The sequence below is a fragment of the Stenotrophomonas sp. MYb238 genome, from assembly GCF_009496535.1.
Taxonomy (GTDB): Bacteria; Pseudomonadota; Gammaproteobacteria; order Xanthomonadales; family Xanthomonadaceae; genus Stenotrophomonas.
Genome location: NZ_WIDL01000001.1, coordinates 1 through 17497, shown reverse-complemented (window position 1 = coordinate 17497; position 17497 = coordinate 1). Strand labels below are relative to the sequence as shown.

At 66.1% G+C, this 17497-nt stretch carries 19 protein-coding genes; 12 read left to right on the top strand and 7 right to left on the bottom strand.

The features are described 5' to 3' along the window. Positions 1–113: 113 nt before the first annotated feature. Together CQ393_RS00095 and CQ393_RS00090 are read left to right on the top strand one after the other, a co-directional pair. Positions 114–2537, top strand: coding sequence for a TonB-dependent receptor (locus CQ393_RS00095; RefSeq protein ID WP_153189597.1), 2424 nt, complete (start codon positions 114–116; stop codon positions 2535–2537). Next, positions 2537–4663, top strand: a complete 2127-nt coding sequence (locus CQ393_RS00090; protein ID WP_153189596.1) for an Atxe2 family lasso peptide isopeptidase — start codon at positions 2537–2539, stop codon at positions 4661–4663. Before CQ393_RS00095 ends, CQ393_RS00090 begins: the two co-directional genes overlap by 1 nt. Here CQ393_RS00090 and CQ393_RS00085 read toward each other — a convergent pair. The 4 genes from CQ393_RS00085 to CQ393_RS00070 all read right to left on the bottom strand — a co-directional run bounded on the left by CQ393_RS00085 (position 4660) and on the right by CQ393_RS00070 (position 8135). Next, entirely contained in the window at positions 4660–6405 is a 1746-nt protein-coding gene (locus tag CQ393_RS00085; RefSeq protein WP_153189595.1) for an asparagine synthase-related protein, read from the bottom strand. The genes CQ393_RS00090 and CQ393_RS00085 overlap by 4 nt on opposite strands. Next, positions 6405–7082 (bottom strand): lasso peptide biosynthesis B2 protein, encoded by a 678-nt coding sequence (locus CQ393_RS00080; protein ID WP_153189594.1) that lies wholly within the window; start codon positions 7080–7082, stop codon positions 6405–6407. The genes CQ393_RS00085 and CQ393_RS00080 overlap by 1 nt, the downstream gene beginning before the upstream one ends. Before the next feature lie 52 nt (positions 7083–7134). After that, positions 7135–7272 carry a benenodin family lasso peptide gene (locus CQ393_RS00075; protein ID WP_153189593.1) on the bottom strand — a complete coding sequence of 46 codons (138 nt, stop codon included), beginning with the start codon at positions 7270–7272 and terminating at the stop codon, positions 7135–7137. A gap of 230 nt (positions 7273–7502) precedes the next feature. Continuing rightward, positions 7503–8135, bottom strand: a complete 633-nt coding sequence (locus CQ393_RS00070) for a GntR family transcriptional regulator (protein ID WP_153189592.1) — start codon at positions 8133–8135, stop codon at positions 7503–7505. Positions 8136–8321: 186 nt separating this feature from the next. Between CQ393_RS00070 and CQ393_RS00065 the strand changes: the two genes are divergently transcribed. The 5 genes from CQ393_RS00065 (at position 8322) to CQ393_RS00045 (ending at position 12356) form a co-directional block, all read left to right on the top strand. After that, entirely contained in the window at positions 8322–8957 is a 636-nt protein-coding gene (locus CQ393_RS00065) for a hypothetical protein (RefSeq protein ID WP_153189591.1), read from the top strand. A 107-nt stretch (positions 8958–9064) separates the two neighbouring features. Beyond that, on the top strand, positions 9065–10156 hold the full coding sequence (locus CQ393_RS00060; RefSeq protein WP_153189590.1) for a crosslink repair DNA glycosylase YcaQ family protein: 1092 nt from the start codon (positions 9065–9067) through the stop codon (positions 10154–10156). A gap of 120 nt (positions 10157–10276) precedes the next feature. Continuing rightward, positions 10277–10480, top strand: a complete 204-nt coding sequence (locus tag CQ393_RS00055) for a hypothetical protein (protein WP_153189589.1) — start codon at positions 10277–10279, stop codon at positions 10478–10480. An 83-nt stretch (positions 10481–10563) separates the two neighbouring features. Then, entirely contained in the window at positions 10564–11061 is a 498-nt protein-coding gene (locus tag CQ393_RS00050) for a hypothetical protein (protein WP_153189588.1), read from the top strand. A gap of 98 nt (positions 11062–11159) precedes the next feature. Continuing rightward, entirely contained in the window at positions 11160–12356 is a 1197-nt protein-coding gene (locus tag CQ393_RS00045) for a serine hydrolase domain-containing protein (protein ID WP_228114201.1), read from the top strand. Between the two features lie 124 nt (positions 12357–12480). On the opposite strand, the gene CQ393_RS00040 is transcribed toward CQ393_RS00045, so the two are convergent. After that, positions 12481–12798: a hypothetical protein gene (locus CQ393_RS00040; RefSeq protein ID WP_153189587.1), complete on the bottom strand. Its 318-nt coding sequence runs from the start codon at positions 12796–12798 to the stop codon at positions 12481–12483. Positions 12799–13165: 367 nt separating this feature from the next. Here CQ393_RS00040 and CQ393_RS00035 point away from each other — a divergent pair, with 367 nt between their 5' ends. The 5 genes from CQ393_RS00035 to CQ393_RS00015 all read left to right on the top strand — a co-directional run bounded on the left by CQ393_RS00035 (position 13166) and on the right by CQ393_RS00015 (position 15842). Continuing rightward, on the top strand, positions 13166–13513 hold the full coding sequence (locus CQ393_RS00035) for a PadR family transcriptional regulator (RefSeq protein WP_153189586.1): 348 nt from the start codon (positions 13166–13168) through the stop codon (positions 13511–13513). Beyond that, positions 13500–14432, top strand: a complete 933-nt coding sequence (locus CQ393_RS00030; RefSeq protein WP_153189585.1) for a hypothetical protein — start codon at positions 13500–13502, stop codon at positions 14430–14432. The genes CQ393_RS00035 and CQ393_RS00030 overlap by 14 nt, the downstream gene beginning before the upstream one ends. A gap of 36 nt (positions 14433–14468) precedes the next feature. Next, positions 14469–14588, top strand: coding sequence for a hypothetical protein (locus CQ393_RS00025; protein ID WP_343199444.1), 120 nt, complete (start codon positions 14469–14471; stop codon positions 14586–14588). Positions 14589–14655: 67 nt separating this feature from the next. Continuing rightward, positions 14656–15402 (top strand): type I methionyl aminopeptidase, encoded by a 747-nt coding sequence (gene map, locus CQ393_RS00020; RefSeq protein WP_153189584.1) that lies wholly within the window; start codon positions 14656–14658, stop codon positions 15400–15402. Between the two features lie 89 nt (positions 15403–15491). Continuing rightward, complete coding sequence (locus tag CQ393_RS00015; protein ID WP_153189583.1) at positions 15492–15842, top strand: hypothetical protein; 351 nt, start codon at positions 15492–15494, stop codon at positions 15840–15842. A 74-nt stretch (positions 15843–15916) separates the two neighbouring features. On the opposite strand, the gene CQ393_RS00010 is transcribed toward CQ393_RS00015, so the two are convergent. Both CQ393_RS00010 and CQ393_RS00005 read right to left on the bottom strand, forming a co-directional pair. Continuing rightward, complete coding sequence (locus CQ393_RS00010) at positions 15917–16561, bottom strand: ABC-type transport auxiliary lipoprotein family protein (protein WP_153189582.1); 645 nt, start codon at positions 16559–16561, stop codon at positions 15917–15919. Then, positions 16558–17484: an MlaD family protein gene (locus tag CQ393_RS00005; RefSeq protein ID WP_153189581.1), complete on the bottom strand. Its 927-nt coding sequence runs from the start codon at positions 17482–17484 to the stop codon at positions 16558–16560. The genes CQ393_RS00010 and CQ393_RS00005 overlap by 4 nt, the downstream gene beginning before the upstream one ends. Positions 17485–17497: the final 13 nt, after the last annotated feature.

Here is a 17497-nt window from a genome sequence, read left to right as displayed (position 1 = left end):
GGGCTCCGTTGCCATGGAGCGCTGTCGCCCGCGTTCGGTTCCCGTGTGCCCGGCGCCTCGTCCATGACGGGCCGCAAGACCGAGTACCGACCATGGAAACCAGAGGACGCAGCATGAAGACCAGCGCTTTACGCAACGCCATTTCCATCGCCCTGTTCGCCACGCTTTCCGGCAATGCAGGCATCGTCCTGGCCCGGGAACACGCACCGGACGCGGCCCGCGCGGACGCGGAACGGCAGGACGGGGCAGGGCAGGGAAGCACCGCCGCTTCCGCGCCATCGAAGCCGGCATCGCGACCGGAAGCGACCGCCACCGAACTCGAAACGGTGACCGTCACCGGCACCCGCATCCGCGGCGGCTCGACGCCGTCGCCGGTGATCGCCATCGGCAGCGAGCAGATCCGGCAGGAGGGATTTTCCGACCTCGGCGAAGTCATCCGCAGCGTGCCGCAGAACTTCGCAGGAGGGCAGAACCCAGGCGTCATCCCGTTCACGATCTCGGGTGCGGGTACCCAGAATACGAACCTCAGCGGTGGCTCGGCGTTGAATCTGCGCGGGCTGGGAGCGGATGCGACGCTGACGCTGCTCAATGGACGCCGCATGGCCTACGACGGTATCTCGCAAGCGGTCGACATCAGCGCAATCCCGGTGGACGCCGTGGAGCGCATCGAAATCGTCCCCGATGGCGCATCGGCCATCTATGGATCCGATGCGGTAGGAGGCGTGGGTAACGTCATCCTCAGAAGGGATTTCGAGGGCGTCACGCTGGGGGCCAGCTACGGAGCGGCAACCGATGGAGGTCTGGCCACCCGGGACTACAGCCTCACGGCGGGACATGTCTGGTCCAGTGGCGGACTGATCGTCACCTACAAGGACGTGACGGCGGATCCCATCCATGCGCGGCAGCGCGCTTACACCCGGCTCCTGCGCGACCCCTACACCTTGTATCCAGGCAGTGGGCTGCGCAGCGGTCTGGTCAGCCTGTCCCAGGCCCTGGGCAATGCGGCGGAACTGCATCTCGATGCACTCCGTACCAAGCGCGACCAGAGCTATGGCGCGCAGGACAACCTCAGCAATGTCTACATCCACGCCACGCCCGATGCTACGACGACATTGCTGTCGCCTCGACTGGATATCTTTCTCCCGAACGAATGGACGTTGTCGCTGGCAGCTACCCGTTCGGAAAGCCGGCTGGATCATATGCAATCGATCGAGCACGCAACGTCGGGCGCGTTGTTGTTGCAGACGCGGCTGTGCTACTGCAATGAGGGCCGCAGTTACGAGGCCGGCATCGAAGGGCCCCTGTTCGCGCTGCCCGCCGGTGACGCGCGGGCAGCAGTGGGGGTGGGGCGCAGGGAAAACGAGTTTCGGGAATACAACAAGATCACCGATGCTGCGGTGATCCAGGGGGACGAAGCCACTCGCTTCGCCTATGCCGAACTGCACCTGCCGTTGCTGGGAGAGACCTCGACAACCGGCACCGGCAGGCGGCTGGCAATGACGGCAGCAGCACGTTACGAGGATTACGACAGCTTTGGCGGCGTGCTCACCCCCAAGCTGGGTGTGGTCTACAGCCCTGGGACCGACCTCACACTCAGGGCGTCGTGGGGCCGGTCATTCAAGGCACCCACGCTGTACCAGCTCAACCGGCAACGGGCCACGGCGTTCAACTATGTCACGGCCTACGGTGGCAAAGGCTACCCGCCGGGTGCCACAGCGCTGCTCATTGATGGCGGCAACCCCAATCTCGAGCCCGAGCGCGCTCGCACTTGGAGCGCCTCCTTGGCGGTGCATCCCAGTGCGGTACCTGGCCTGGAAGCCGAGCTGACCTGGTTCGATATTGACTACACCGATAGGGTGGTGGCACCAGTCACGCCTTCCACGCAGGCGTTGAGCAACCCTGCATTCGCCGAATTCGTCACCTATGCGCCTACCGCTGAGCAACAAGCATCGGCGATGGCGGGGGGCGCATTCCTGAACTACATCCGTGTGCCGTACGATCCGGACAACGTCGTGGCGATGGTGCATGCGTACTACACGAACGTCGCCAGTCAGCGGATCCGGGGCGTCGATCTGTCCGGCTCCTACGTGATCGACCTTGGGAGCGGACAGCTCACGCTGCGGGGTTCGTCCAGCTGGTTGCGCAGCAGCCAGCAGGCGACTGCGGCTGCCTTCGATCTGGCTGGCACGATCCACAATCCGCCGAAGCTGGTGGGCAGGGGAGGAGCGGTCTGGGCGCGAGGAGGTTTCTCTGCTTCCGTCTTTGCCGAGTACAAGCAGGGCGTGGAGAACGTGGCAGCGGGTGAGACCACAACATCGTTCACCACCGTGGATACCACGCTGCGCTATGCGCCAACCGGGAAGAGCAGGGCGCTGCACGGCTGGACGGTGGCGCTGTCCGTGCAGAATGTCTTCAACCGTCCGCCGCCTCAGCATGAAACCTCTGTCCTCACTCCCTATCTCGTACCGCCATACGACGCGACGAATTACTCGGCGATAGGCCGGTTCTTCAATGTCTCCATGTCGAGGCACTGGTGATGAAAGGCGCGCATGGAGTGTGGATACCCGGAAAGCGGGCATTTCTCATGTTGGCAGCTGCGGTATTTGTTTCATGGGCGGGTATTGGCCCTGCAGAGGCAATCGCGCCGCGCCGGCTCCTGGAAGTGGCTGACTTTGGCGGTATCTCGATATCGCCCGATGGCAGGCGTGTCGCATATCGAATCGAGCAGGTTTCGGTGGAGCGCAATACCTACGATTCGATCTGGTATGTGCAGGACATGGAGACTGGCATGCCCCCATTGCGGCTGGCCGACGGAGGAACTCCGCAACGGGAGCAGACCGGGTTGTCGATTCCGGCACAGGCGACGTGGTCGCCGGATGGTCGCTGGATCTACTATCGCGCCCTGCTGGAGGGAAAGGTCGACATATGGCGCGCAGCGACGGATGGCTCGGGCGCCGCGCCACTGACACTGGAGCCGGCCGACATCCGCGCATTCGTACTGGGCGAGGATGGACGTGAGCTTCGCTACAGCATCGGTGCCGAACGCGGTGACATCATCGCAGCCGAGCAAGCTGAATACGACCGGGGCATTCGCATCGATCGCACCGTCCCGTTGGGACAAGGGCTTTTCCGATCCGGCTTCGTGGATGGTCGCCTTGCGACACAACGCCTGCGCGACAATGAGGTCATCCGCCATCCTCTGCTGGCCGATGTGCCTGACCGCTGGAAGGCATTGGATCTGGCGACAGGCGCCAGGCGCGACCTGGACATGTCGGGTGCTTTGCCGGGACTGCCAACCAATGCGGATCTCGTCGATGAACCAAGTGACGTCAGCGCGTTTTCGCAGGAACCATTCGGCATCCGTGTTGCCCTGATCACCCGCGTGGGCGAACGCAACGGCCTGCGCGACCGGCCGGACACGGAGCTGATGGTGTTTCCGCGGAGGAACGTGCGCGTGCCGATCCGTTGCACGGCGGAGGCATGTACCGGAAAGACCATCGTGGCGGTCCAGTGGCGACCACGGACCGACGAGGTGTTGTTCACCGTGGAGTATCCCGATGAGGGGCATGCGCAGTCCATTCACCGATGGAACGTCAAAACCGGCGTGGTCCAACCCGTGATAAGCAGTCGTGGCTTGTTGAATGGTGGGGTGCGACTGTTGTCCAGTGATTGCGCTGCCACGGCCAGGCTGCTGGCCTGTGTGGTCGCCGAAGCGGATCGTCCACCACGCTTGGAGAGGATCGACATCGAGACGGGCGGGCGCCGGGTTCTATTCGACCCCAATCCGGCATTGGCGCACGACATGGCTGACGTCGGTGTCCGATTGCTGCGCTGGACCGACGCGGATGGCAGACGGTTCACGGGCCAGTTCTACCCGGCACGGAATGCGGGTCCGGGGTTGCCGCCGCTGTTCGTCAGCTACTACTGGTGCAAAGGTTTTGTACGTGGGGGGCTTGGCGAGGAACTGCCGTTTGCATCGCTTGCGGGTCATGGCATCGCAGCGCTATGCATCAACCTTGCTCCATCCAGGGAAGATGGCGTGGAGCAGTATGAACAGGCGCGTTCCGCCGTCGAAAGTGTGGTCGCACTGCTGGCGGCGCAAGGGGAGGTCGATGCCGGCCGGGTAGGCATGGGCGGATTGAGCTTTGGCGCCGAGATCACCATGTGGACCGCGATGCACTCGCAGGTGCTGGCCGCGGCCTCGGTGAGTTCATTGGGACTATCACCAATGTATTACCTCCTGCTCAGCAACTTTGGCGAGGCGTTCTACACGCGCCTGCGGATGGGATGGCAGCTTGGCGCGCTGGAGGAGACGCCGGAGCGGTGGCGGCGATTCTCGCCACTGTTCAATCTGGACCGTATCCGCGCACCGATCCTGATGCAGTTGCCGGAGCAGGAATACATCCATTCTCTGGACTACGCTGTGCCGCTTATGCGTGAGGGTCGGGCGGACATGTATGTATTCCCGAATGAACCTCATCAGAAATTCCAACCCCGTCACAAGCTGGCGGTGTATGAGCGCAATCTCGATTGGTTCCGCTATTGGCTGCTCAATGAGGAGGATCCAAACCCGGTGAAGCGCCAGCAGTACGCGCATTGGCAGGCAATGAGGGCCGCTTTGCCAGTGACCGCGGTGCACGATGGAGGCGATGACGGAAATTAGCGTTGGTGCCGTACCCAATTCTCGACCATGCAGATGTCGAAAACGCGCATGAACGGATGACCGCGCTCTGGCAGGTCCCGGCGCAGGAAGCTGTCCAGAGCCTCGGCATCCAGTAGGCCACGTTCCTGCAACCGTCCCTCCAGTAGGAATTCACGTATCCGGTTCCTGTTACGTTGGTAAACGGCGCCCAGGTAGCTCATGAAGGTTCCCTTGCTACGGCGATTGCGGATGTCGGGAGGAAGTAGATCTGCGAATGCCGCCCGTGCCACGGCACGATTTCGACCTTCCGATATCCACATCCAGGTAGGCGTGCGCAGGCAGGCTTCTACTACAGGCTGGGACAGCAGCGGCATCCGCATCGGTTTTTGCGTTCCGCGTGCCAAGCTGTCCCGATACGCCTGGCAGGTGGCCAGTCCCCGGATCCGTTCGCGATCCCCTGCCATCGAGTCGGGAGGCGTGGCGTCCCAGGGGTGAGCCTCGCAAAGGGGTGTGGCGAGGCGTCCTTCCAGGAAGGAGCCATCTGGTAGCCGCGATATGCCGGATGGAGTTCGCAGTTTTCGAAGGGCCAGCCGCGCTGCTTTCCAGAGCGTACATTGATGTAGTGCAGCCAGATTCCGGACGGCGCCGAACCCTCCTCTGATCCCGCATTCGCGAAATGCGTCTGCAGCCGGAGCGGCGGTATCCAACGAACAGAAGACCGTATCGCCGCCGCCTCCGGAGAAGAAGCTATGGACGCCATGGCGGCCTGCTGCGGCCAGCATGATCTCGTCCACTGCATTCTGTAGAACCCCTATCCTGGGTACGAGGCACCTGGGATGTATGGGAAAGTCGAACAGTGCGTCCTCCAGATGAAGTATTTCGGCGTGGAGTTTGACCCCAAGCTGGTCCGCGATTTGCGTCGCGTATCGGTGTTCATCGGCGCCCGGAACCTCCGTAGTCAGAGAGGTGCAGGCAACCCGTGCCGCTGAACCCGGAAGACACGCACCCACTATGGATGAGTCGAGACCGCCAGAGAGTTCGAGCAGGAGGGATTTATCGTTGCTTGCCAATGCCTGTACTGAGGACATGACTGCAGTACGAATATCCCTTGCGGCCTCTTGCGGGTCGACATGTCGCTGATCAGTTGCAACGAAATCCCAAGGAGACCAAGCTGACCGGACGGAGGTGTTGTCTCCTTTTTGGTGCAACGTACAACCAGGCAACAACTCCCGGATACAGGCTAACGTGGTGCGTGCGCTTTTGACCTGGGGGAACGACAGGCGGTGGTGGATGGCGTCCCAGTCGATCCTACGGCGGTAGAGGCCGAGTAGCTCTGCCAAAGAGATATCAGAGGTTATGAAGCCCCTTCCTTTTTCAATCGAATAAAAGCAGGGCATGTCGCCGGAAGGGGAAGGCTCTCGCATCACGGTCAGGCCTTCCTCTCCATCGGCTGGCTGGAAAAGGAGATACGGTCCCCAGCAATGCCTGATGAGATGCTGGCGGAACTGGGCTGGGCTCTGGAGGCGCGGGAACTGACTGGCTGCAACGATGGCACGGCCCGTTTGGGAAAAGACGTGGCCGAGAATCGTGCCCATTCCCTGTATCGAAAGCGATGGCGTGTTATGGGTCATGAACAGTGCCGATGTTGGGTGAACGTCATGGCGTCGTATGCCGAGAGGGCGAAGAATCGCTTCCGTTTGCGCAACGAAATTGGCGTCCAAGCCATCTGGACCATCGACGATGGCAAAGTAGTCGGTGCTCATCACACTATCCTGATAGGTGTATGGGCATGGGCGTTCCCGACGGTGTCGTTCAGCACCAGCGCGCCTGCCTGTGCCCAGCAATGGGCTGTGAAAGGCACGGCGGTCACCGCGAAGACAAGATGCGCGGCATAGCCACGATTGGCCAGGAAGCGGATAAGCGATATCGAGTCGATCAGGCAGCAGGTCTCGATGGGAACGTATGGGCGGGCTCGCAGGAAGGCAGCTGTAGCCCCGGTAATGGGAGTTTCCGTGGCCTCGGATTGTTGGGTTTCGACACGGTATGTCCTGCGTAGGCGGTACGCGCTCAGCCCTGAAAGAATGGTTGACAGGCGCCGCGTCTTCAGTTGCATATGTGTGTTGCCAACGGCCCACAGCGCGCCGATGAGATCAGGAATGGTGGCTGGCCTTGCCATGGATGAAAGCTCCATGGCACTGCGCTCTGGGTAGGCCAGCGTCGGCTGTGGCAGGAGCGGCTTGGGTGATGGGTTCCCGACGATCAGGCCGGCATTGATCAGTTCTCTGATGTCGTTATCTGTACTTTGGCCGCGCTGGTGGGACTTGAAACGTCGTTCCATCGTTTCTGCAAGCCGGAAATAGCGATCCTTGCCGATGTCGAGAAATATCAATTGATCGTCGACGCTGCAGTACGAAAGATCGTCACGCAGTTGGAGAGGCATGGCGGATATCCCCTTGTGGAAAGAGGCGCACCTTTCGGTGCGCCTCTGTGCCTCACTCTTCGGAGATTCCGGGAGTCGGAATCTTTCCTACTGGCTCAAAGCCGAGATCGGAGCCCTTCGTCTCCACGCTGGCGACGCCAAGCACGATCACGTCGTCCGCGCTGGCGCGGTTGTTGTCGTTGCTGTCCATCTTTGCCTCTCCTGCGGTTGCGTCATGGCGGTTTCCATGACGCACGCAGCGTAGGAGGCGGGAAAATTTATTTTCAAATGATTATTGCGTTGCTAAACGATGATTATCCGGAAGGCGCGCAGGTCGTCATGGAGTGAGAGGCAGGGTGCGCGAATGTGCAGCGCTGCTGCCTTCGGACCGATACGTCCCGGCAATCGCGTTTCGACGTTCGATAGAGGAATACAGGTTGGCTACGGGTGCTGGTCACGGTGGTCGACAAGCAGGGCCACGATCCGTGGCACCAACAGCTTGCGGCGCGCGTGGTACTCGCGCAGGGCGGCTTTCAGCGCCGGGATGTTCCGCTCCCGCCAATATCCGCCGAGCCCGGCCAGTTCGTCGTCGGCATGGGCGATCAACGCACGCTTGGCCCACCGCACCGGTGCCAGTCTGTCGTTGGCCTGCCTGACCGCCTGATGCAACGGGCGGTACGCAGTCGCATCGGCGATCGCATCGAACAGTTTCCAGGTCCGCTTGACCACTTCGCCGTCATCGCCAGGTGCGGCATCGCTGTCAGTGTGGACCGGCACGCCCTGGCCGTCGCACAGGTCGCACGCCGCCAGCAGCAGCCGTTCCATCCAGTCATAGAGGTCGCGCAGGGCGACTTCGGTGAACAGGGGAACATGCAGTCCGTTGCGCGCGTGGTCGTCGATCAGTCCCTCGCCAACCAGGCGATAGAGGGCGGAACGGACAGGCGTGGGGCTGGTATTGAATTCCGCGGCCAGGGTGCCCGGGTCGATCCGTTGTCCGGGCAGGTACAGGCCCGATCGCAGCGCTCGCCGGACCTGCCGGTAGACGAGCGCACTCTTGGAGTGGTTCGCACGCATAGCGGAACTCCCTGTCTGCATATGGCGTCCTTCTCGGAGCCGATAGTACAAGAACTGCCTGCCTGTAAAGCAGCCATTTCGCCATCGTCCGTCAGCCCCCGACTGGTATGCTCCGCGCACTGATCAGGGGTATGGAACGCATGGCATCGCACCCGTTTTTGCACTGGCACGGAGTGGGGGCTGCGTATGAACACACATGCCCCGCCTCCCGCGGCAAGGAATTCATGGTGGAAGCCGCTACTGATCCTGTTCGCGGTATTGCTGCTGCTGGTCGTGCTGGGAGTGGCCGCGTTGCTGGGGCTTGGCTGGTTCGGCTGGAAGGCGTTGAAAAACACGATCAATGAAGCTCAGGTGCTGAGCCAACCGCGGCAGGCGCCATCGCGCCCTCTGTCGGCGGACGAGCAGGCCATCGTCGACATGGTGATGGAACGTGACGATCCGGTGCTCCGCGAGGGCAGTGCCGGAGGCAGCCAGGCGGGTACGGACAGGCTGGAGCACCTGCTGGCCGGGTATTACCAGCGTTCCTTGAACGAACATGCGAACGGCGGCCAGGGCACCGGCGACAAGGGAGCCACGCAGAAGATGCTGGCCACTCTCCTGTCCGCGCTGGAGAAAAACAGGCGCGACGGCGGCGACGCGCCGGAACTGTCGCCCGAGTTGTCCATCGTGTTGGAGGCGTTGGCAGCCCAGTACGACCACGGGCAGAACACGAAGGACGGGGTGGTCCCCCTGTTGGCCGAAGACCGCCCGCTGACGGCGGAAGAACGCGCGCTGGTCGAAGCGATCGTGGAGAGGGAGCTGCGCGATCGCGCCCATCGCTGAGCCACCATGCTGGCGGTGTACCCATGCCATCTCGGTGATACTGGATCGCCAGGGTGCGCGCACCACCTGAGGCGCTCCAGCGCTCCAGCAACTGGCATCATGCGCCCATGCCACCCACCCTCGACCAGCTCCGCCGTTACGCCGTCGCCCGTTCGCTGTTCAAGCCGACCACGCTGATGCGGGCGATCGAGAAGCTTGGTTTCGTGCAGGCCGATCCCATCCGTGCGCCGGCGCGGGCGCAGGACCTGACGCTGCGCCATCGGGTCAGGGACTACCGCGCCGGCGAACTGGAGCGGGGCTATCCGCGCCTGCCGCTGGAAGAGGATTTCTTCGTCAACTACGGCTTCCTGCCGCGCATGCACCAGGCGTTGATGCATCCGCGGCAGGCGCGCGTGGCATGGACGCCGGCGCGCTGGAAGCAGGCGCATGCGGTGCGCGATTTCATTGCCGGCCGCGGCGTGGTGCATCCGCGCGAGGTCGAGGCGCACTTCGCCCATGGCAAGGCCACCAACTGGTTCGGCGGCTCGTCCAATGCCAGCACCCAGCTGCTCGACGGCATGCACTACCGCGGCCTGCTGCGGGTGGCGCGGCGCGAAGGCGGCACCCGCGTGTATACCGTGCGCGAGGACGCCGCGCCGGTGCGGGCGCATGAAGTCGAAGCGCGGCTGGACGCGTTGATCGACCTGATCGCGGGTAAGTACGCGCCGCTGCCGGCCGCCAGCCTCCGGCAACTGGTCGGCTACCTCGGCAACGGCGTCCCGCAATGGCGCGATGCCTGCAAGCCGGCGCTGCTGCGCGCGCGGCAACGCCTGCAGTGCGCGCGCGTGGATGGGGTGGAATGGCTGTGGCCCGACGGTGAACGCGCGGAGAGCCGCCGTTGGCAAGCCGACGAACAGGTGCGCCTGCTCACGCCGTTCGACCCGGTGGTGTGGGACCGCCGTCGCTTCGAACTGCTGTGGGGCTGGACCTATCGCTTCGAGGCTTATACGCCAGCGCCGAAACGCAGGCTGGGCTATTACGCGTTGCCGTTGCTGTGGCGCGAGCACGTGATCGGATGGGGCAACCTGTCGGTCACGGCGGGGGTAATGGACGCGCAGTTGCGGTATGTCGTCGGCCGGCCGCCGAAGGATGCCGCCTTCGGCATCGCGCTGGAGGCGGAGCTGGCGCGGATGAGGGCGTTTCTCGCACTGGAAGGCTGAGCGGCGTCCCGTTGTGGATGCGGTCACGTTTGTGCCCGGGCGCATCACGCCTCGGCACGCGGTCCTAATCGACGCCGATACAAAGTGGTCATGCGATAGACACGACGTAGGAGGTGTGCGATGACCAGCAATCAAAGCCGGCAGAAGACAGACCAGGTGCAGCAGCAGCCGCGTCCCGGCGTCGAGGACCAGCGCAGGACCAACCCGGCGCGTCAGGCAACGCGTACCGAGCCCAGCCACCAGAAGGACGTGCACGACCAGCGCATGCTGGACAGGGAAGATGCCGATGCGGACGGAAAAGACAGCAAGCATTCCGGTCGCTGATCGCGGCCATTGACTGCCGCTGTGGGCATATCCGCCTGGAATATCCGCCCCTGTACCCGTGATCGTGCAAGGAGTTGACGGCCATGAAGAAACGCCATGTATTCAGTGCGAGCGGTCTGCCGTTGGCCGAGCAGGCGATGGCGGCAGCACGCCAGGCCGGCGTGGAGAACGACGACATCCTGCTGGTCGCGCGGTCCGACATCGAGAAGCATGCGATCCCCGACAAGCGCAAGATGGCCGATACCGATTTGATGGGAGCGGTCGGCCGTGGCGCCGGCTATGGCGCCGCGACCGGGTTGCTGGCCGGCCTGGTCGCCGTCGCGGTGCCGCCGCTGGGCATCACCCTGGCCGGTGCCGCGGCGGTCGGATTGGCTGGCGCGATGGTCGGCAGCCTGGGATCGGCACTGCTCGGTGCGACCGTGCCCGATCCGGTGCGGCAGACGTTCGACGACGAGATCCAGGCCGGCAACATCCTGCTGGTGATCGATGGCGAACAGGAGGTGCTCGACGCCGCCGCGCCGGCGATCGTCGCCTTGGGCCTGCGCCCGCTCCCCTACGAATCCACCTCCGCGCTGACCTGACCGGCCTCGGCCCGGCTGTACCCGCGAGGACCGTTGCGCACTCGACGCCGCCGCCGTTCTTGCCTATGGTCGTTCTTCGCCAATCGCGGGGAACGGGAATGCGCGTCGGATATCTGCTGGGGATGTGCCTGGTCGCGGGAAGCCTGCAGGCGGCCGAGCCGGTGGCGACGGTACGGGTGGAGTTCGACCGCGGCGGCATCACTGCCACTGAAGCGCACGGCATGGCCGACATCGCCGCCGCGCGCGCGCTCAGTGCCGACGATCCGGTGCGCATCGCCTCGATCTCCAAGATGGTCACCGCGCTGGGCGTGATGCGCATGGTCGAGGCCGGGCAGCTGGACCTGGATACGGACGTGTCGCGCTGGCTCGGCTGGCCGCTGCGCCATCCGCAGTTCCCCGACACGCTGATCACCCTGCGCCTGCTGTTGTCGCACCGCGCCGGGCTCACCGACGCCGCCGGTTACTACGCGGTGCCGCTGGGCGGGCAGTTGAGCGTGGTGCTGGACGACCCGCACGCCTGGGACAAGGCGCATGCGCCGGGCACGTTCTTCCGCTACGCCAACATCGATTTCCCGCTCGTCGCCTCGGTGATGGAGAAGGCCAGCGGCGAGCGTTTCGACCGGCTGATGCAGCGCCTGGTGCTCAAGCCGCTCGGCATCGCCGCCTGCTTCAACTGGGACAGCTGCGACGACGCCACCGTGGCGCGCGCGGTGGTGCTGTACGACGAGGCCCATCAGCCGGTGCGCGACGACAACCGCGGCCGTCGCCCCGATTGCCCGGTGGTGCCCGCCGCCGACGGCAGTTGCGATCTCGGCCGCTGGCGCGCCGGCGACAACGGCGCGCTGTTCGCGCCGCAGGGCGGCCTGCGCATTTCCGCCAACGGCCTGGCGAAGATCGGGCGGCTGCTGCTGGGCGAGGGCGAAGTGGATGGCGTGCGCCTGCTGCGCGCCGAATCCGTGCGCGAACTGGCGCGGCCGCAGTGGACCTACGCGCCCGGCGACGGCATGACCTCGGAGGAGGACGACAGCGGGCAGGGCGGCGACGGCTTCTTCTGCCGTTACGGACTGGCGATGCAGACCCTGGCCACGCCGGTGAAGGGGTGCCGCGACGATCCGTTCGGTGACGGCGTGGCGCGCTTCGGCCATTCCGGTTCGGCGTACGGCCTGTTGTCGGGCTTGTGGGTCGACCCGGCCAGCGGCACCGGCGTGGCGTATTTCGCCACCGGCCTGCCGGAAGCGCGCAAGGGCGAGAGCTCGGCGTTTTCCGCCACCGAGGAACGCCTGGCCAGGCCCTGATGGCGGGCGCATAGCTTGTGCATTGCATGGACCGGCGCCACGCGATGCTGGTCCGTCATCGCGCGGCGTCGGGTGTCCTCCGGGCCGATCCCCGGACACTGGAATCCGGCGTCGATCCCGCGGATCAGGCGGCCCCGCTGCCGAGCGCATGACCGACCAGCTGGCTGATGCCGCCCACGGCCAGTTCAACCCAGATCGCCAGTACCGCGCACATCAGGGCAACGCCCAGGATCGTCCGGTGCCGCCTGTTGCCAAGGCGGGCGGCGAAGTATTCGTATGCCAGCCCGGCGCCGAACAGCAGCACGCCCATCGCCACGAAGTCCAGCGGACCCCAGTGCCAGCCGTCGCCGGCGGGCTTGGCGCGGTCCAGCGTGGTCATGACCAGTGGTACGAGAAGCAGCAGGCCGGTTGCGATGGCAGGGCGGATCGCGAGGCTTTTCACGGCGGGACTCCATGGATGGCGGGTGAGCCGCGAGCATCGACCCGGTGCGCGGAGCCTTGATGGGATCGCAGTGAAGTCACGGTGAAGTCGGGGGCAGCACGAAGCCTGTCCATGGACGCGTTGGCCAGTAGTCGCCGATTAGGCCGTTTAGTAGTCACTGCGACGCCGTGGTGGTGGGATTGCGCAGCCCGATGTCCAGGCTTGTGAGCTGCTGACATCGCCGGCGTGCATGGCGTTCCGTCGCCGCCATCGACGCCAGAACCGGAGGCCCGGCCGTCAGCCGGCACCGGGCGTTCTGAATAGGATTACTGTGCTTGACACAGTAGTCCGTTGCGCATACTGTGCACGAAACAGTAGTGGGTGACGCATGGTAGAGCGTGACAACGCCGGCCTGACCGAACTGCGGCGTGGCGTGCTTGTGCTGGCGGTGCTTTCGCGCCTGCAGGTGCCGCAGTACGGCTATTCGCTCAAGCAGGCCCTGGCCGACGGCGGCATGCCGGTGGAGGAGGGCACGCTGTACCCGTTGCTGCGGCGGCTGGAATCGCAGGGGCTGCTGGCCAGCGAATGGGACACGACCAGCGCGCCGCCGCGCCGCTACTACCGGCTGAGCGCCGAAGGCGAGCGCGCGTTTGTGTTGTTGGGCGAGGCCTGGCGCGACCAGGTCCGGGTGATGGGTGGTTTTCTGGACGAGGAACCGGCTGATGAACGTGGATGAAGTCGTCGAATCCTATGTGCGCGACGTCGCCGGCTGCCTGCCGCGCGCGCGCCGCAACGATGTGGCGTTCGAACTGCGCGCGCTGCTGGACGAGGAACTGGCCGCACGCGCCCGGGCCGCCGGGCGTGCGCCGGACAAGGCCATGGCCATGGCGCTGCTGCGGGAGTTCGGGCGTCCGTCCGAGGCCGCGCAGCGCTACCACGACCGGCCGGCGTTGATCGATGCCGCCGATACCCATCACTTCCTGATCTGGGCGGTGGGCGGCGCGGTGGTGTTCGCCGTGCATGCGCAGGTCACCTCCGAGCCTTTCCGCCTGGACGCCGCGCTCCTGCAGTGGCTCGGCGCGCTGCTGCTGTTCTTCGCGCTGGCCGGCTGGCTGCGCCGGCGCAGCCCCGGCCGCTTCGCCTGGAAGCCCGGCCATGGCCCGGACTGGATGCCGCGCGCGCTGTCGGCCTTCTCGTTGGCGGCGCTGCTGGCGTTCCCGGTCTTCATGTATGCCGCGCCGGTGACCTTCGCGCGCCTGCTCATGCCATCGGCGGTGCCGGTGGACGGCCTTGCGCTGACGGACGCGTTCGCCGGCAGCTGGCAGCGCGGGTTGACCATGGCGCTGCTGCTGGTGCTGGCCCTGCAGGAAGCCATCACCCTGGTGCTGGGCGCCCGCCGTTGGTGGCTGCGCCGCGCCGGCGTCGCGCTGAACCTGGCGCTGGCGACGATGTTCTTCACCCAAGCCTCGCCGATGCAGGCGTTCGGTGGCGGCGCGCCGTTCGCGGTGTTCCGTTCGGCGCATGCCAACGCCGTGGCCGCCCCGCTATTCATGGCGGTGGGCGGGATGATGCTGCTGTTCGGCCTGTACTACGCCTGGCGCACCTGGGGCGAGATCCGCCCGGAACCGGCGCCGCCGGCGCGCGCTTCGGCCTGAGCGGCGCACGGGCCGGTCGCCTCACGCGCTGCCGGCATCGCCGCCGTGCATACGCCGCGACCGTGGCCGGCGCGGCTGCAGAGCCTGGCCACGCATGCGGTGTCTGGCATCGGATTGTTTGCTGGCGCACTGTTTGTGGCTGAAATTTCCTATTGAGATCAATGGCTTGATCGAATGGGTCGCAACGCTGTTAGCCTTTCCGGCCACCCGCACGGAAAACGCCATGACCATCGGATCGCAGTCGGACATCGACGGCCTGCAGCGCATCGGCCGGCTGGTCGCACGCGTGCGCGAGGAAATGCTCGCCGCCGCCTGCCCGGGCATGACCACCGGCGAGCTCGATCTGATCGGCGAGCGCCTGCTCGCCGCGCACGGCGCGCAGCCGGCGCCGCGCCTGGTCTACGGCTTCCCGGGCACGACCTGCATCAGCGTCAACGAGGAGGCCGCCCATGGCGTGCCGGGCGCACGCGTGCTCGCGGCCGGCGACGTGGTGAACGTGGACGTGTCCGCCGAACTGGATGGCTACTTCGCCGATACCGGCGGCACGCGCGTGCTGCCCGCGGCCGCGCCGCGCGACCTGCGGCTGTGCCATGCCGCGCGCAGCGCCCTGGCCAACGCGCTGAAGGTGGCGCGCGCCGGGCAGCCGCTCAACCTGATCGGCGCGGCGATCGAACGCACCGCACGCCACTCCGGCTTCCGCGTGATCGAGAACCTGGGCAGCCACGGCGTCGGCCGCGCGCTGCACGAGGAGCCGGACCACATCCCCGGCTACTACGACCCGCACGATACGCGCCTGCTGCACGAAGGCATGGTCATCACCATCGAGCCGTTCCTGTCCACGCGCAGCCGCCAGGTCGAGGAAGGCGACGACGGCTGGACCCTGCTGGGCGCGCGCGGCAACCGCTCGGCGCAGTACGAGCACACGCTGATCGTCACCCGTGGCGAGCCGATCGTGGTGACGCTGCACTGACCTGCAAGCCGCGCGCGGCGCGCGGCAACGACACGGCGTGCACGCGGCGGCGGCCAGGGTGGCGGCATTCCCGATCACCGCCGCCGCGCATGAGCGATCTCCCCCTGCATACACCCGATGGCCGCTACCTGGTTGTGCGCGGGCGCCTGTGGCGCGCTACCAATCCGCATCTGCCCGAGGCGCAGCGGCAGGCGGCGGTGCGGCAGCTGATGGCCGCGCGCCGCGACGTCGGACGCGCGCGCCGGCAGGGCGACCGGCAGGCGCTGGCGCGTGCCGGCGAGGCGGTCGATGCGGCCAAACGCGCGCTCGGCGAACGCGGGCCGGTGTGGTGGAACGATGGCGCGCTGGACTACAACCGCCACCTGGCCAGGAACACGCCGTATGCGGCGTGGCATGCGCGCATGACGGCCGCAGAAGGGCAGGCTGCCAGCGATGGTTGAGCGCGTGCCGCCACGCGCTTGTGGCGTCGTCAGCGGCGTACTGTGGTGCGGGCCGTGTCGTCCGCACCGCCGTCTCAGCGTTTCCCGGCGTTGGCCTGCCAGTCCGCCTGGCCGGAGGCCAGCGTCCAGCCGATCAGCTCGGTGGTGGTCCTGCCCAGCGCGGTTTCGAAGGCGGCGGTCACGCTGCCCAGGTCGGTGCCGGCGGCCGGTTCGGCGACCAGGAAGGTGCGCGAGGCCACCACGCGCTGGTCGAGGCTGTGAATCAGCTTGGCGCTGAGTTCGAGCGTGGCCGACGGGCGTTCGTTGCCGGCGTAGTCCGATTCGAAGCGGCGCAGGTCGATGCTGAGCTTGTAGTCCGAGCGGATGCCGGTGGCGATGCGCGCCACCGCACCGATCCGGCCCGAATCCTCGAAGCCGCGCAGCAGGGCGTCCTCGAGCATGTCGGTGGCCGGCTGCGACCAGGTGGCGCCGCGGTAGACCTCCAGCTCGCCGGGCGTCGGCCGCACGTTGATGCGCGGGCTGTCCACCAGGCGCGAGGCGGCGGGCTTGGCCACGGCCAGCTGCCAGTCCACCTGCGGCCACGCCGGGTCGGCGGAGGCGCGCGCCTGCGGCGCGTAGATGGTGATCGGATGGCGGTCACTGCTGGCCAGCAGCGAGCAGCCGGCCAGGAACAGGACGCAGAAGGGAGCGAGCAGGCGGATCGGCGGGGAGCGCTTCATTTCGGTTCGAACTCCTTCGGGGCATCGCGGCCGAGCAGGTAGCGTGCCGGGTTGTTCTCGAGGCGGTCGCTGACCCGGCGCAGGTCGCGGATCAGGCCGCGCAGTTCGGTCAGGGTCGGGCCGAGCTGGGCCAGGCCGTCGTTGGCGAAGCTGTTGATGGCCGCGCGGTTCTCGCCAAGGATCGCATTGGCGTTGCCGGCGGCCGAGTCGAGCTTGGTCAGGCTGGCGTCGAGCTTGTCCAGCGTGGCCGGCAGCTTGCGCACGACGGTCTCGTCCAGGTGGCGGATGGTGCCGTTGGCGGTGGTGAGGGTGGCATTGAGGTTGCGCGCGGCGTCGCGCGCCTCCACCAGCAGTGCCTGGGTGCCCTGGTCGCGGTCGGCCAGGCCGCCGCTGACGGTCTCCAGGTGGGCCAGGGTGTTGGAGATGCGCTCCACGTTCTGGTCGCTGAGCAGCTGGTCCATGCGCTCGACAACGCGGCTGGCCACGTCGGTGATGTTCTGCAGCGCCGAGGGCGAGGTCTGGATGGTGGGCACCGGTTCCTTGCTGACCGCGGTCAGCGCCGCCGCCTGCGGGCTGCCGCCGCTGAGCTGGATGATGGCCGGGCCGGTGATGCTGGTGATCGCCAGCTTGGCGCGGGTATCGGTCTTGACCGGGGTGGTGGAGTTCAGGCGCAGCTTGGCGATCACCTTGCGCGGGTCGTCCGGCGCCAGCGACAGGTCGGTGATCGAGCCGACCGAGATGCCGTTGTACTGCACCGGGCTGCCGACCGACAGGCCGGTCACCGCCTCGTCGAACACCACCCTGTATTCCTGCCAGGTGCGGTCGGAGGAGTACTTCGCCGCCCACAGGCCGAAGGCGAGCAGGGCCAGCGACACGATGAGGGTGAAGACGCCGATCAGGACGTAATGGGCTTTGGTTTCCATGGGGTCACGGCCG

Excerpts from the sequence above, each read along its gene's own strand:
- CQ393_RS00095 (WP_153189597.1), top strand. The coding sequence starts at position 114 with ATGAAGACCAGCGCTTTACGCAACGCCATTTCCATCGCCCTGTTCGCC.
- CQ393_RS00090 (WP_153189596.1), top strand. The coding sequence starts at position 2,537 with ATGAAAGGCGCGCATGGAGTGTGGATACCCGGAAAGCGGGCATTTCTC.
- CQ393_RS00085 (WP_153189595.1), bottom strand. The coding sequence starts at position 6,405 with ATGAGCACCGACTACTTTGCCATCGTCGATGGTCCAGATGGCTTGGAC.
- CQ393_RS00080 (WP_153189594.1), bottom strand. The coding sequence starts at position 7,082 with ATGCCTCTCCAACTGCGTGACGATCTTTCGTACTGCAGCGTCGACGAT.
- CQ393_RS00075 (WP_153189593.1), bottom strand. The coding sequence starts at position 7,272 with ATGGACAGCAACGACAACAACCGCGCCAGCGCGGACGACGTGATCGTG.
- CQ393_RS00070 (WP_153189592.1), bottom strand. The coding sequence starts at position 8,135 with ATGCGTGCGAACCACTCCAAGAGTGCGCTCGTCTACCGGCAGGTCCGG.
- CQ393_RS00065 (WP_153189591.1), top strand. The coding sequence starts at position 8,322 with ATGAACACACATGCCCCGCCTCCCGCGGCAAGGAATTCATGGTGGAAG.
- CQ393_RS00060 (WP_153189590.1), top strand. The coding sequence starts at position 9,065 with ATGCCACCCACCCTCGACCAGCTCCGCCGTTACGCCGTCGCCCGTTCG.
- CQ393_RS00055 (WP_153189589.1), top strand. The coding sequence starts at position 10,277 with ATGACCAGCAATCAAAGCCGGCAGAAGACAGACCAGGTGCAGCAGCAG.
- CQ393_RS00050 (WP_153189588.1), top strand. The coding sequence starts at position 10,564 with ATGAAGAAACGCCATGTATTCAGTGCGAGCGGTCTGCCGTTGGCCGAG.
- CQ393_RS00045 (WP_228114201.1), top strand. The coding sequence starts at position 11,160 with ATGCGCGTCGGATATCTGCTGGGGATGTGCCTGGTCGCGGGAAGCCTG.
- CQ393_RS00035 (WP_153189586.1), top strand. The coding sequence starts at position 13,166 with ATGGTAGAGCGTGACAACGCCGGCCTGACCGAACTGCGGCGTGGCGTG.
- CQ393_RS00030 (WP_153189585.1), top strand. The coding sequence starts at position 13,500 with ATGAACGTGGATGAAGTCGTCGAATCCTATGTGCGCGACGTCGCCGGC.
- map (WP_153189584.1), top strand. The coding sequence starts at position 14,656 with ATGACCATCGGATCGCAGTCGGACATCGACGGCCTGCAGCGCATCGGC.
- CQ393_RS00015 (WP_153189583.1), top strand. The coding sequence starts at position 15,492 with ATGAGCGATCTCCCCCTGCATACACCCGATGGCCGCTACCTGGTTGTG.
- CQ393_RS00010 (WP_153189582.1), bottom strand. The coding sequence starts at position 16,561 with ATGAAGCGCTCCCCGCCGATCCGCCTGCTCGCTCCCTTCTGCGTCCTG.
- CQ393_RS00005 (WP_153189581.1), bottom strand. The coding sequence starts at position 17,484 with ATGGAAACCAAAGCCCATTACGTCCTGATCGGCGTCTTCACCCTCATC.